The organism is Streptococcus equinus (genome assembly GCF_900101445.1).
Lineage (GTDB): Bacteria > Bacillota > Bacilli > Lactobacillales > Streptococcaceae > Streptococcus > Streptococcus equinus_B.
Map to the genome: position 1 here is coordinate 144,343 of NZ_FNKE01000002.1, position 13,806 is coordinate 158,148.

Genomic DNA, 13,806 nt, shown 5'->3' on the forward strand with positions numbered 1-13,806 from the left:
AAGTCCCAGTTTTGTTTTTCTAGTGTTTTTCGAGCTCCTTCAAAGAAATTGGCGTCTAAGTCTGCTTGACTTTGTAACCAGGCCACCACGGGATGTTGCTTAGCCCAGTCTTTTTTTGCTTTTTGCTCAGCTTGTTCTTTAGCTAGTTTTTCTTGTTCTGTGAGTTGTTTGTCGACAGATTTGATGCCTTTAGCGAAATTGACATCACTGATAAAGCTAAGGTACTGGCTGTCGGTGTATGGTAAATCAGTAGTCTGGCTAACTTGATTAACTTCTGTATCAATGGCAGCAAGCAAGTCAGCAGAAGTAGGTGCAGTTCCACTACTATCAAAACTTGTGACTTTATCAATCGTCGTGCTTAGGAGCTGGCTTGCGGTGTCGCTATCTGCATCGTAGTTACTCTGAGGACCTGATAGTGAGATTAAATCACTAATACTAGCATAGATGCTAGAAATATTCTCCTCTTGCGCTCCATGTTGGTTTTTGAAATTGTTTAGATTATCTTTTAGTTGATTGAGATAATCTTCGTCTAGTACTGCGCTATTTGAAGTTTCTCCGATGCTTGAGTGAAAGCTTGATAGCAGACTTGAAAACTCACTAGCCATGACTTTTGATGTATCTGCTAAACCAACAAGGACAGCAGCATCAACGTTGTTCAGTTGTTGGTAGATAGCTTGTCCGGTCTTTCCTTGGAGAGCTTCAGATGTGATGATTTTGTTGACGCTATTTTTTGCGTCTGTTAATTGTGTCTCTATTCGGCTGGCTTCTTGATTGAGTTTGTTAGCAGCCTTGTGGAGTTCTTCGAGGTCAACGTGAAATCCCATCTAGTCACCTCCCCCAGCTTTTTTGAGGAAAGCATAAGCTTCGTTTTTTGTCATAAATGACGTTGATAAACGTTTTTCTTGAAGCTGTGTTTGTTTTAATTTTTGACTAAATGATTTTTCGTAGTCGTCTTCATAACCACGCGCAACGACCTTTCCAATCATCATGTTTGTGATTGTCATTGGAGTGATTGGTGGGAAGCCGCCAAGCGGCCATAGCTGCGCTTGATAATCAACGACGTAATTTCCGATGCTATCAGCAACAGGTAGTTTGCGACCTGTGATAATCACCTTTGCTCCAGGAGTATGTGAGAACATTTCTCTGAGTTGATCTGGAAAGAGTCGCGTATCAAGTTCGATGACACTTCCTAGTGGCAGAATCTTGCTGTAAACTAAGTCAATCAATCCCATAAAAATGAGGAAGTTTTCCAAAGACAGGGTGATTTTATATTGTTTATCACGTGTGATAATAACATTATCTTCTTTATAATGAAAGTTTATTTCGATAGGGGCACCTAAAAATGCTTGATAGACGTAGCTTTCTTGATTTTGACAAAAAGCTATGTAGCATTCTCTAAGAATATCTAATTGTCCCCCAACGTATGTCCCAAATTGTATTAAGTCATCTGTTACCAAGTCAGAAAGCGCATCGTTTTCTGACAAAAGCTTAGTAAAAATTGTATTCAAATCTTCATTCATCATTTAAACCTAACCGTATTCTTCTTAATTTGATTAGCAGCTTTTTTATCTTCTGCGACAATCTTATCAGCTACTTTGGTCATTTTTTTAGCATTTGCTGCAGAATATGTTTTGAAGTGTTCTAAAGTCGTGTTGAAGTTATTTTCAATATCAACAAAGGTTTTAAAACGTGTTAAGGTTGTCTTACCAATAGAAGAAACCTTAATGTCTTCAATATCTGAAATGCCATTAGCCGCCGTAGAAACGAGGCTTTTCCAATTCTTTTCATCAAGACTAACTTTTACCATAAAGCACCTCAACGAATTAAAGCTAGGCAATCGCTAGCTGATTTATTAAAGGCGCTAATCAGACCGCTGAGAGAATTTTGCGATGCTTGACGTTTTTGAATTTCGTTAGTCAATGTGTCCACATTAGCTTTATGAGTGCTGATGTCTGACGTAATATCAGATACAATCGTTGTTGCATGACCATCAAATGTTGTTCGAATACTTCCCTTGAAGTTGGCATTATCCATATTATCAACAAGGGTTGAGTTGATAGATTTTTTGACTTCTTTGTAAGAAGTGATGGCAGTTTTTAATGAAGATTTTGCGGCTTTTAAACGCTCAATTTCTTCTTGTTTAGCATTATAGGTCGATTGAAGTTCATTGGCTCTTTGCTGAAAAGTAGTAGCGAGAGCACGGTTGACAGCATTATTTTTCTGCCTTTGAACTTCATCGTTAAATGACTTCTCCATAAAATATCTCCTAATTCCCATTTTTACCCTAGATTATACCATATTTTCTTTTTTAATTTTAATTTTTAGATAACTTTTAGTTTAAAAAATAAAAAAAGCGCCCTCAGCAGAGAGCGTTTAGATAGTGTATTATTTCGTACTTTCGCGAAGGGTTAATGTGGTTGCGAGTCGTGTCATGGTTGGGACGGTATGACGTTTGATCAGTTGATGATTTAAGATATCTACGGCTGTGCGTCCCATTTCTTCGGTATAAACAGTGATACTTGATAAAGCAGGAAAGACTTGCTTAGTTAGGGCTGTATCATTAAAAGAAATGAGGCTGACGCGGTCAGGTACGGAAATGTTAGCTTCTTGAAGGGCACGAAGGGCACCAATGGCTAGGGTGTCGTTTGCTACAAAGAAAGCTTGTGGAAGGTCGTCACCTAGTTCGGTGATGGCTTTTTTCATCAAAGCATATCCTGAAGGCGCTGAAAAATCACCGACAAAGACATAGTCAGGGTTATAAAGATTATTTTCGTAAGCGTAGTTTTTAAAAGTACGGAAACGTTGGTCGACAATGAGTTCTTTCTGGTCAGTCGTACGTTCTTCACCAGCAATCATACCGATTTTTGTAAAGCCTTGTTGCATGAAGTAGTCAAGGACTTTAACAACGGCATTATCAAAATCAGTTGTCACACAAGGGTGACCAGCATTTAAGGTGTCGCTATCAACGAAGACAAGATTTTTTGAAAGATTTTCGAGGCGGTTAATTTGTTCACTAGAAAATTTACCAATGGCAATAATACCACTGACATTTTCTGAAATGGTTAAAATGTCGTTATTAAAGTAACGAACCACATCGTAGCCCAATTCTTGGGCGCGTTTTTCAAGACCGATACGAATGCTGTAGTAGTAAAGGTCGTTTAACTCTTCTTGCTCGCTATACCACTGCACGATAGCGATTTTTTGACGTTCTTGGTTGCTGTTTGTGCTGCGTTTGTGTTTTTCATAACCCAACTCTTCAGCAACGGTTAAAATACGGTGTCTTGTTTCTTCACCAACGGAGAGGGTTTTGTCTTTGTTAAGGACTCGTGAGACAGTCGCTGATGAGACATTTGCTAACTTTGCGATATCTTTTAATGTAGCCATAGGTATCCCTTCTTTCTTAGTAGTATTATATCACATTATCAGAAAAAACAAAAATTTTAAGTAAAACTTTAGTAAACATTATTGACTTAGTTTAACTAGGAGGTTAAAATGAAACCGTAATCATAAAAGAAACAAGAAAAAAGGAGACCCTCATGAATACTAAAGAACTTAACCAAGCTTTTACTAATGTTTTTGGAAGCGACGCAGACGCAACTTTCTTCTCACCAGGTCGTATCAACTTAATCGGTGAACACACTGACTACAATGGTGGTCATGTTTTCCCAGCAGCGATTACGCTTGGAACATACGGCGCAGCTCGTAAACGTGATGATAAGCTGCTTCGTTTTTACTCAGCTAACTTTGATGACTTAGGCATTATTGATGTTGATCTTGACAATCTTGTCTACGATAAAAAAGATAGCTGGACAAACTATCCAAAAGGCGTTATCAAATTCTTGAAAGAAGCTGGACACAAGATTGAATCTGGTTTTGAACTTTATGTTAATGGGAATATTCCAAATGGCTCTGGTTTGTCATCATCAGCTTCACTAGAACTTTTGGTAGGGATTGTTGCTGAAGAATTATTCGACCTAAAATTAGACCGTTTGGATTTGGTAAAAATTGGTAAACAAACTGAAAATGAGTTTATTGGGGTAAACTCAGGAATCATGGACCAATTTGCCATCGGTATGGGAGCTGAAAAGCAAGCCATCTACCTTGATACCAATACTCTAGAATATGACCTTGTTCCTTTGGATCTTGGTGACAATGTCATTGTGATTATGAATACCAATAAACGCCGTGAATTAGCCGATTCAAAATACAATGAACGTCGTGCGGAATGTGAAAAAGCTGTAGAAGAACTTAATCAAGTGCTTGATATCAAGACTCTCGGTGAACTTGATTTGCAAACATTTGACGAATATAGTTACCTTATTAAAGATGACAATCGTCTAAAACGTGCTCGCCACGCTGTCTGGGAAAATCAACGTACCCTTCAAGCCAAAGAAGCTTTGACTGCTGGTCAGCTTGAAAAATTTGGTCGCTTGGTTAATGCCTCACACGTTTCACTTGAACATGACTACGAAGTAACTGGTATCGAACTTGATACCCTTGCTCACACAGCTTGGCAACAAGAAGGTGTCCTCGGAGCTCGTATGACAGGAGCGGGATTCGGTGGCTGTGGTATTGCTATTGTCGCTAAAGATAAGGTTGATGATTTTACAAAAGCTGTTGGACAAGTTTATACAGAAACAATTGGTTACGCGCCAGCCTTCTATATCGCTGAAATTGCTGGTGGTTCACGTGTCCTTTCACGAAAATAAAGAATAAAAAGAAGACGATAAAATGATGAAACTTTTAGATACCTTTGTCGCTAAAGTGATTGAAGCTAGCGACTATACTGAAGATGATATGTTTTACTTGCGCAATCGCATCCTTGCCCTTGTGGGCGAGGATGGTGCAGAGCAAGAGACAAATCAAACAGATTTGATTGCTCTCAAAGAAGAACTGGTTAACCTAGCTGTGAAAAATGGTAAGGTTGGTGACTTAATGGCTGAAAGAGATTGTTTGGGTGCTGAATTGATGAACTTCATCACACCTGTCCCAAGTCAGGTGAATCGCAATTTCTGGGATATGTATGCTCAATCTCCTCAACAAGCTGTCGCAGATTTTTACGAACTCAGCAAACGAAATGACTACATTAAAGTAGCCGCAATCGCCAAAAATATTGCTTTTACGGTGCCATCACAGTATGGCGATATTCAAATTACCATTAATTTATCAAAACCTGAAAAAGATCCCAAGGCCATTGCTGCAGCTAAGTTAGCCAAGGCATCTTCTTATCCAAAATGTCAGTTATGTATGGAAAATGAAGGCTATCAAGGTCGCCTTAATCACCCAGCGCGTGCTAATCACCGTATCATTCGCTTAAATCTAGGTGATGAAAAATGGGGTTTCCAATATTCGCCTTATGCTTACTTCAACGAACATTGTATTATTTTAAATACTGAGCATGTTCCGATGGTTATCAGCAAAGATACCTTTGAACAGCTCTTAGATATTGTCGATATTTTCCCAGGTTATTTTGCTGGGTCAAATGCCGACTTGCCAATTGTTGGTGGGTCAATCTTGACACACAACCACTATCAAGGTGGACGTCATGTCTTTCCTATGGAAATAGCAGAACTAGATAATGAGTTTCATTTCAAAGGCTTTTCAGATGTAACAGCTGGTATTGTCAAATGGCCAATGTCAGTCATTCGCCTTCGCAGCAAGAATAAAGAGCGCTTGGTCGAACTAGCTGAAAAAATTCGTTTGGCTTGGCGAGATTATTCTGATGCGAGTGTTGATGTGGTGGCTTATACAGACGATACGCTACACCACACAGTGACTCCGATTGCGCGCAAACGTGATGGGCAATTTGAACTAGATATCGTCCTTCGCGACAATCACACCACTGCTGAATTTCCTGATGGTGTTTATCATCCACATGCTGATGTGCAACATATTAAAAAGGAAAATATTGGATTAATTGAGGTAATGGGCTTAGCTATTTTGCCACCTCGTCTCAAAAATGAACTGCTAGAAGTTGAAAAATATCTTTTGAACCAGTATAATGAAATCGCTGCCTATCATAAGGATTGGGCAGATGAGATTAAAAAACGTTCGGATATTACGGCTGATAACGTACATGATATCGTACAAGAAGAAGTCGGTCACGTTTTTGTTCGCGTTTTAGAAGATGCAGGTGTTTACAAACGTGATGAAAAAGGAAAAAAAGCCTTTATGCGCTTTGTGAACAGTGTGGGGTTAGAATAGGAGAAAAATAAATGTCAATTTTAGTGCTTGGTGGGGCTGGTTACATCGGTTCTCACATGGTTGATCGTTTAATTGAAAAAGGTGAAGAAAAAGTTGTTGTTGTCGATAGTTTGGTAACAGGGCACCGTGCAGCGGTTCATCCTGATGCGACATTCTATCAAGGCGATCTTGCTGACCAAGATTTCATGCGCAAAGTCTTTACAGAAAATCCTGACATTGATGCTGTGATTCACTTTGCTGCTTATTCATTGGTTGCTGAATCAATGGAAAAACCACTTAAATACTTCGATAACAACACTGCTGGTATGATTAAATTGCTTGAAGTGATGAATGAATTTGGTGTTAAATACATTGTCTTCTCATCAACTGCAGCAACTTATGGTATCCCAGATGAACTTCCAATTAAGGAAACAACACCTCAACGTCCAATCAATCCATACGGTGAAAGCAAACTCATGATGGAAACAATCATGAAATGGTCTGACCAAGCTTACGGCATTAAATTTGTTCCACTTCGTTACTTTAACGTGGCTGGTGCTAAACCAGATGGTTCTATCGGTGAAGACCACGGACCAGAAACACACTTGTTGCCAATTATCCTGCAAGTGGCACAAGGTGTTCGTGAAAAAATCATGATTTTTGGTAATGATTACAACACACCAGACGGCACAAATGTGCGTGACTACGTTCACCCATTTGACTTGGCAGATGCTCATTTGCTTGCTGTTAAATATCTTCGCGAAGGTAATCCATCAACAGCCTTTAACCTAGGTTCTTCAACTGGTTTTTCAAACCTTCAAATTCTCGAAGCGGCTCGTAAAGTAACAGGTAAAGAAATTCCTGCTGAACTTGCTGACCGTCGTCCTGGTGACCCAGATACACTTATTGCGTCATCAGACAAAGCACGTGAGATTCTTGGTTGGAAACCTCAATTTGACGATATCGAAAAAATCATTGCATCTGCTTGGGCATGGCATTCAAGTCATCCAAATGGGTACAATGACCGCTAATAAATGATTATAGTCTGAGGCAAGTGCCTCAGGCTTTTTGTGCATCATGATGATGTGCTAGAAAAAAGGAAAAAAGATGATGTCCGTTATTAAGACACCTTGTTTAGATAAAGAGCAAAAATTACAGGCAGAAGCATTAATCAAAGAAGTTCAGATTTTTGATGGGACTCACCGCATCCCGTATTTATCGAATAATCTCAATTTTAATCAGGAGATGCCTTCTTTCTTTTTAGCTTATGAGAAGAATCAACTCGTGGGGTTGTTGACAGTCTATGCAGACGAGCCCGACGAGACAGAGCTTGCTATTATGGTTCACCCTAATTATCGACGCTTAGGGTATGCTAAAGAATTGTTTCATGTTTTCCGTGAAACCATGCAAGAGTATCAGCTGAGTTTTACAGTAATGTCGGAGCGAGCTTTCTTAGCAAAACACCCAGATGTGTTAGCCAATCTTGGCATGACATTAGAAGATGATTTTGAGTATTGGCTCAGTCGACAGCGAAAGGCTTATTTGCTTGAAAAGCGTGACGATTTGTTGGTCACTAAAGCTAGTAGAGAACACCTTGAAGCGATTGCAGACTTTCAAGCAAAAGCTTTTGGCGAACCTTATGAGGTTACACTGCGCTATGCCAAAGAAGCTCTAGTTGATGAGACTGGAAAACTTTATATTGTGATGAAAGATGACAAAGTTGTTGCTTCTTGCACGGTGGATTTTAGCACGACTTACAATTACCTTTATGGTTTAGTGGTTGCCGAAGATTACCGTGGTCAGGGGATTGGAACTTATTTTATGAAAGTGCTTATCAATAGCCTGTTAGCTGAAAATGAGAAGGCCTTTCAAATTGCGGTTGAATCAGATAATTTAGCAGCTAAACGTCTTTATGAAAGTTTAGGTTTTGAAGAACAAACGCAGGTTGTCTACGCTAAGGTGACTGACGCTAGTAAACTTTGGGAGATTTAACGGTCATTTCTTGCGTTGTCAAGGGGAATTTGGTATAGTTGTCATTAAGCTTATATTTATGGAGGATTCTTATGCCAACAGTTATTATGTTGCTCGTTATGGTTGGTTTGATTTGGTTCATGCAACGTTCTCAAAAGAAACAAGCACAAGCCCGTCAAGATCAACTTAAAGCATTGCAAAAAGGTGATGAAATTGTAACAATCGGTGGTCTTTATGGTGTCGTTGATGAAGTTGACGCTGCTAACCAAAAAATGGTTTTGGACATCGATGGTGTTTATCTAACATTTGAACTTGGTGCTTTAAAACGTGTTGTAAACAGAGCTGAACAAGAAGTTGTTGAAGCTGCACCTGTTGAAGAAGCAGTCGAAGAACAAGCAGAATCAACTCAAGATACTGCCGTTGAAAGCGAAGACTAATATATTGAAAGTCGGATGAAAATTCATCTGGCTTTTTTCATGCAAATATTCCCAAAAAGCCACCAATTAAGTAGAGAAAAAATGGCTATTTTATGGTAAAATATTATGATGAGTATGCTTTTAAGGAAATTGTATGTTTAAATTTAATTTTAGAAAAAAGAAAGAGGCTGTAAGCCTTGACAAGATTCCAAATCATATTGGAATTATCATGGATGGAAATGGCCGTTGGGCCAAAAAACGCATGCAGCCACGTGTTATGGGACACAAAGCTGGTATGGATGCTTTGCAGGAAGTGACGATTGCTAGTTCAGAACTTGGTGTAAAAGTTTTGACAGTTTATGCTTTCTCAACAGAAAACTGGTCACGACCCGAGGACGAAGTCAAATTCATTATGAACTTACCCGTTGAGTTCTTCGATAAATATGTCCCTGAATTGGACGCTAATAATGTCAAAGTTCAAGTTATCGGTGAGACAAATCGTTTGCCAAAAGCAACTTTTGATGCGATGAAACGTGCTTGTGAACAAACGAAGCACAATTCTGGTCTTATCTTGAATTTTGCGCTTAACTATGGTGGCCGTTCAGAAATTACAGAAGCGGTTAAAAATATTGCTCAAGAAGTGCTTGAAGCCAAAATTAGTCCAGATGATATTACAGAAGATGTGATTTCAAATCACTTGATGACGAATCACTTGCCGTACTTGTATCGTGATCCGGATTTGATTATTCGAACAAGTGGTGAACTTCGTCTTAGTAATTTTCTACCATGGCAATCAGCATATAGTGAATTTTATTTCACACCTGTTTTATGGCCTGATTTCAAAAAAGACGAGTTGATTAAGGCGATTGCTGAATACAATCAACGTCATCGCCGTTTTGGTGGAATCTAGAAAGGAAATATCATGAAACAACGTGTGATTTGGGGGGCAATTGCCCTATTGATTATGCTGCCGTTTCTATTGCATGGAGGCCTACCATTTCAAGTCTTTGTAGGCTTTTTAGCAATGATTGGTGTGGCAGAAATGTTACGCATGAAACATCTTGAATTTTTCTCAATTGAAGGTGTTTTGTCAATGCTTGGTGCTTTTGTTTTGACAGTGCCTTTGGATAACTACTTTACATCACTACCGATAGATTCTAATTTTGCCGTCTATGGGTTGTTGGTTTTCTTGCTTTTGGCAGGAACAGTTATCAATTGTGATGATTATTCATTCGATGATGTCTCTTATCCGATTGCGGCTAGCCTTTATGTGGGAATTGGTTTCCAAAACTTGGTCAATGCTCGTATGGGTGGCTTAGATAAAGTGCTCTTTGCTTTATTTATCGTATGGGCGACTGATATCGGTGCTTATATGATTGGTCGTCGTTTTGGTCAACGTAAATTGATGCCGAAAGTTTCTCCGAATAAAACTATCGAAGGAAGTCTTGGCGGGATTGCTTGCGCTGTTGTCGTTTCATTTATCTTTATGTTGATTGACAAAGCGGTTTACGCTCCGCACAATCTATTTGCCATGCTCGTTTACGTTATCTTATTTAGTATTTTTGGCCAATTCGGTGATTTGGTTGAAAGTGCGATTAAGCGTCATTTCGGCGTTAAAGATTCTGGAAAACTTATTCCTGGTCACGGTGGTATTTTAGACCGCTTTGATTCAATGATTTTTGTTTTCCCAATTATGCATCTATTTGGTCTTTTCTAATTGACTTGTTTGGCAGCTGCCACAAACTTTTGGAGTTTGCTTACTAGTGAATGGTTATTAGGATAATAATGTTACTGGTATAGAGAGGAGCAAAATGCTCGGAATTATAACGTTTATTATTGTTTTTGGAATCTTAGTTATTGTCCACGAATTTGGTCACTTATACTTTGCCAAAAAATCAGGCATTCTGGTGAGAGAATTTTCTATCGGGATGGGCCCGAAAATCTTCTCTCATTTTGATAAGGAAGGGACAGCTTATACGTTTCGTATTCTTCCTTTAGGTGGTTATGTCCGCATGGCTGGTTGGGGTGATGATACCACTGAAATTAAGACTGGTACGCCAGCTAGCTTGAGTTTGAACAAAGACGGCTTGGTGACACGTATTAATTTGTCACACAAACAGTTGGATAATACGGCTCTTCCTATGAACGTGACTTCTTATGATTTGGAAGATAAATTAGAAATCACTGGATTGGTTCTAGATGAGCAAAAGACATACAAAGTTCATCACGATGCCACAATCGTTGAAGAAGATGGCACAGAAATTCGCATTGCGCCGCTTGATGTGCAGTACCAAAATGCTACTGTCTGGGGACGTTTGATGACAAATTTTGCTGGTCCGATGAATAATTTTATTCTGGGAACGCTAGCTTTTATCTTACTTGTCTTCATGCAAGGTGGAGTCCCGAATCCTTCGACAAATGCTGTGCGAGTGACTGACGGTGGTGCTATGCAAGCTGCAGGAGTCAAAGATGGTGATAAAGTTTTAGCTGTTGGAAAATACAAAGTCTCAAATTGGTCTGACTTGACTGAAGCTGTTGCCAAATCGACAAAGGGCATTTCAAAAGGTGACACCATTCCTGTTACCGTAAAAGATGCTTCTGGAAAAACTAAGACTCTTGATATTAAGCCAGTCAAAAATCAGGGTAGCTATCTTATCGGAGTTTCTTCGGCTTTGAAGACAGGTTTCTGGGACAAGATTACGGGTGGTTTCCAAATGTCTTGGCAAAGTGCCATGTTAATTTTAAATGCTTTGAAAGGCATTGTCTCAAACTTCAGCTTGGATAAACTTGGTGGTCCCGTCGCCATGTACCAAGCCTCTAGCCAAGCTGCCTCTTATGGATTGCCATCAGTGATTAATCTATTAGCTCTCTTGTCAATCAACCTTGGAATTGTTAACCTTATCCCGATTCCAGCTTTGGATGGTGGAAAAATCTTGATAAACCTCATTGAGATTGTTCGTCGTAAACCACTCAAACAAGAAACAGAAACTTATGTCACTCTGGTTGGCGTGGTCATCATGATTATTCTGATGATTGCCGTTACTTGGAATGATATCATGCGAGTTTTCTTCTAACTTACATCAAGACTAATCAATAATTTAGTACATCATATTTTTAAATACACATTTTTTAGAAAGGAATTGATACGGTCTTCTCTAAAAATGCGAATAAGTGAGCTACTTGCCTAAACAACAAGCAGCTTACTTATTTTCGTGATTTGACCGCAATATTTTATTATGAAACAATCACAAATGCTTATCCCAACGCTTCGCGAAATGCCAAGCGACGCTCAAGTTATCAGTCACGCTCTTATGGTTCGTGCTGGTTATGTTCGCCAAGTCTCAGCAGGTATCTACGCTTACCTACCACTTGCTAACCGCACAATTGAAAAATTCAAAAAAATCATGCGTGAAGAGTTTGAAAAAATCGGTGCCGTTGAAATGCTTGCACCAGCACTTTTGAACGCTGACCTTTGGCGTGAATCAGGTCGTTACGAAACTTACGGTGAAGACCTTTATAAACTTAAAAACCGCGATAAATCAGACTTTATCCTTGGTCCAACTCACGAAGAAACATTTACAAGCCTTGTTCGTGATGCGGTTAAATCATACAAACAATTGCCACTTAACCTTTATCAAATCCAATCTAAATACCGTGATGAAAAACGTCCACGTAACGGACTTCTTCGTACACGTGAATTTATCATGAAAGATGGTTACAGTTTCCACGCAGACTACGAAGGTTTGGATGAAACTTACGAAGAATACCGCAAAGCTTATGAAGCAGTCTTCACACGTGCAGGACTTGACTTCAAAGGTATCATCGGTGATGGTGGAGCTATGGGTGGTAAAGACTCTCAAGAGTTTATGGCAATCACTCCAGACCGTACAGACCTTGACCGCTGGGTTGTTCTTGACAAATCAATCGCTTCAATCGATGAAATTCCAGAAGATGTATTAGAAGACATCAAAAAAGAATTGTCATCATGGTTGGTTTCAGGGGAAGATACTGTTGCTTACTCAACAGAATCAAGCTACGCTGCTAACCTTGAAATGGCAAGCAACGAATACAAATCATCAACAAAAGTTGTTGCTCAAGAAGATGTTAAACGTGTGGAAACACCTAACTGTAAATCAATCGATGAAGTGGCTGCTTTCTTGAACGTTGATGAAGAACAAACAATCAAAACACTTCTATTCATCGCTGATAAAGAACCAGTTGTTGCCCTTCTTGTCGGAAACGACCAAGTCAACGATGTTAAATTGAAAAACTACCTTGGTGCTGACTTCCTTGACCCAGCTACTGAAGAAGATGCTGTTAAAGTCTTTGGTGCAAACTTTGGTTCACTTGGCCCAGTTAACCTTCCTGAAAATGTTCGTATCGTTGCTGACCGCAAAGTACAAGACGTTGCAAATGCAGTTGTTGGTGCTAACGAAGATGGTTACCACTTAACTGGTGTTAACCCAGGACGTGACTTCGAAGCAGAATACGTTGATATTCGTGAAGTTAAAGAAGGTGAAATCTCACCAGACGGTAAAGGTGTTCTTAAATTCGCTCGTGGTATCGAAATCGGACACATCTTCAAACTTGGTACTCGCTACTCAGAAAGTATGGGAGCAACAATCCTTGACCAAAACGGTCGTGCTGTGCCAATCATCATGGGATGCTATGGTATCGGTGTTAGCCGTATCTTGTCAGCTGTTATCGAACAACACGCTCGTCTCTTCGTTTCTAAAACACCAAAAGGTGCTTACCGCTTTGCATGGGGTATCAACTTCCCTAAAGAATTGGCACCATTTGACGTTCACGTCATCACTGTTAACGTGAAAGACGAAGAAGCACAAGCTTTGACAGCTAAAGTAGAAGCTGAATTGGTTGAAAAAGGTTACGAAGTCTTGGTTGATGACCGTAACGAACGTGTCGGATCTAAATTCTCAGATAGCGACCTTATCGGACTTCCAATTCGTGTGACAGTTGGTAAAAAAGCTGCTGATGGTATCGTAGAAGTTAAAATTAAAGCAACTGGCGATACAATCGAAGTGAACGCTGAAAACCTTATTGAAACACTTGAAATTTTGACAAAAGAAAACTAATAATAGTAAGGTCGGGCATCTAGCTCCGGCCTTTTTGTTTTGTCTCGAAAAAAGCTCACTTTTATGATAAAATTGAAAGACGATATTGATAGATAAAAGAAGTGAAAAAGTAGCATTTGTCTCTTTTTTACCTAGTATAAAAG

At 39.4% G+C, this 13,806-nt stretch carries 14 protein-coding genes; 9 read left to right on the top strand and 5 right to left on the bottom strand.

Annotated features, from left to right (window positions below):
• The 5 genes from BLR83_RS08280 to BLR83_RS08300 form a co-directional block, all read right to left on the bottom strand.
• Positions 1-824 (bottom strand): T7SS effector LXG polymorphic toxin (locus BLR83_RS08280; protein WP_234793136.1); only part of this gene is annotated, 824 nt, incomplete at its 3' end.
• Positions 825-1,523 carry a DUF4176 domain-containing protein gene (locus BLR83_RS08285; protein WP_081341008.1) on the bottom strand — a complete coding sequence of 233 codons (699 nt, stop codon included), beginning with the start codon at positions 1,521-1,523 and terminating at the stop codon, positions 825-827. It lies immediately after the preceding gene.
• On the bottom strand, positions 1,520-1,807 hold the full coding sequence (locus BLR83_RS08290; RefSeq protein ID WP_074482974.1) for a hypothetical protein: 288 nt from the start codon (positions 1,805-1,807) through the stop codon (positions 1,520-1,522). The genes BLR83_RS08285 and BLR83_RS08290 overlap by 4 nt, the downstream gene beginning before the upstream one ends.
• 8 nt (positions 1,808-1,815) lie before the next feature.
• Entirely contained in the window at positions 1,816-2,256 is a 441-nt protein-coding gene (locus BLR83_RS08295; RefSeq protein ID WP_074482973.1) for a YwqH-like family protein, read from the bottom strand.
• Between the two features lie 129 nt (positions 2,257-2,385).
• Complete coding sequence (locus tag BLR83_RS08300; protein WP_039697522.1) at positions 2,386-3,384, bottom strand: LacI family DNA-binding transcriptional regulator; 999 nt, start codon at positions 3,382-3,384, stop codon at positions 2,386-2,388.
• A 152-nt stretch (positions 3,385-3,536) separates the two neighbouring features.
• Between BLR83_RS08300 and BLR83_RS08305 the strand changes: the two genes are divergently transcribed.
• From BLR83_RS08305 to BLR83_RS08345, 9 genes are all read left to right on the top strand, one after another.
• Entirely contained in the window at positions 3,537-4,709 is a 1,173-nt protein-coding gene (locus BLR83_RS08305) for a galactokinase (RefSeq protein WP_074561231.1), read from the top strand.
• Positions 4,710-4,731: 22 nt separating this feature from the next.
• The gene (gene galT, locus BLR83_RS08310) at positions 4,732-6,204 is read left to right on the top strand and encodes a UDP-glucose--hexose-1-phosphate uridylyltransferase (protein ID WP_142349930.1); all 1,473 of its coding nucleotides are present in this window, start codon (positions 4,732-4,734) and stop codon (positions 6,202-6,204) included.
• A gap of 11 nt (positions 6,205-6,215) precedes the next feature.
• A complete protein-coding gene (galE, locus tag BLR83_RS08315) occupies positions 6,216-7,214 on the top strand; it encodes a UDP-glucose 4-epimerase GalE (protein ID WP_074482969.1) in 999 nt (332 codons plus the stop codon).
• 79 nt (positions 7,215-7,293) lie between these two features.
• Positions 7,294-8,175, top strand: a complete 882-nt coding sequence (locus tag BLR83_RS08320) for a GNAT family N-acetyltransferase (protein WP_074561232.1) — start codon at positions 7,294-7,296, stop codon at positions 8,173-8,175.
• 71 nt (positions 8,176-8,246) lie between these two features.
• On the top strand, positions 8,247-8,591 hold the full coding sequence (gene yajC, locus BLR83_RS08325; protein WP_074561233.1) for a preprotein translocase subunit YajC: 345 nt from the start codon (positions 8,247-8,249) through the stop codon (positions 8,589-8,591).
• Positions 8,592-8,724: 133 nt separating this feature from the next.
• Complete coding sequence (locus BLR83_RS08330) at positions 8,725-9,480, top strand: isoprenyl transferase (protein ID WP_039697527.1); 756 nt, start codon at positions 8,725-8,727, stop codon at positions 9,478-9,480.
• A gap of 12 nt (positions 9,481-9,492) precedes the next feature.
• On the top strand, positions 9,493-10,287 hold the full coding sequence (locus BLR83_RS08335) for a phosphatidate cytidylyltransferase (protein ID WP_074561234.1): 795 nt from the start codon (positions 9,493-9,495) through the stop codon (positions 10,285-10,287).
• Positions 10,288-10,381: 94 nt separating this feature from the next.
• Positions 10,382-11,644 (top strand): RIP metalloprotease RseP, encoded by a 1,263-nt coding sequence (rseP, locus tag BLR83_RS08340; protein ID WP_074561235.1) that lies wholly within the window; start codon positions 10,382-10,384, stop codon positions 11,642-11,644.
• A gap of 162 nt (positions 11,645-11,806) precedes the next feature.
• Positions 11,807-13,663, top strand: a complete 1,857-nt coding sequence (locus tag BLR83_RS08345; protein WP_142349931.1) for a proline--tRNA ligase — start codon at positions 11,807-11,809, stop codon at positions 13,661-13,663.
• The last annotated feature ends 143 nt before the right edge of the window (positions 13,664-13,806 follow it).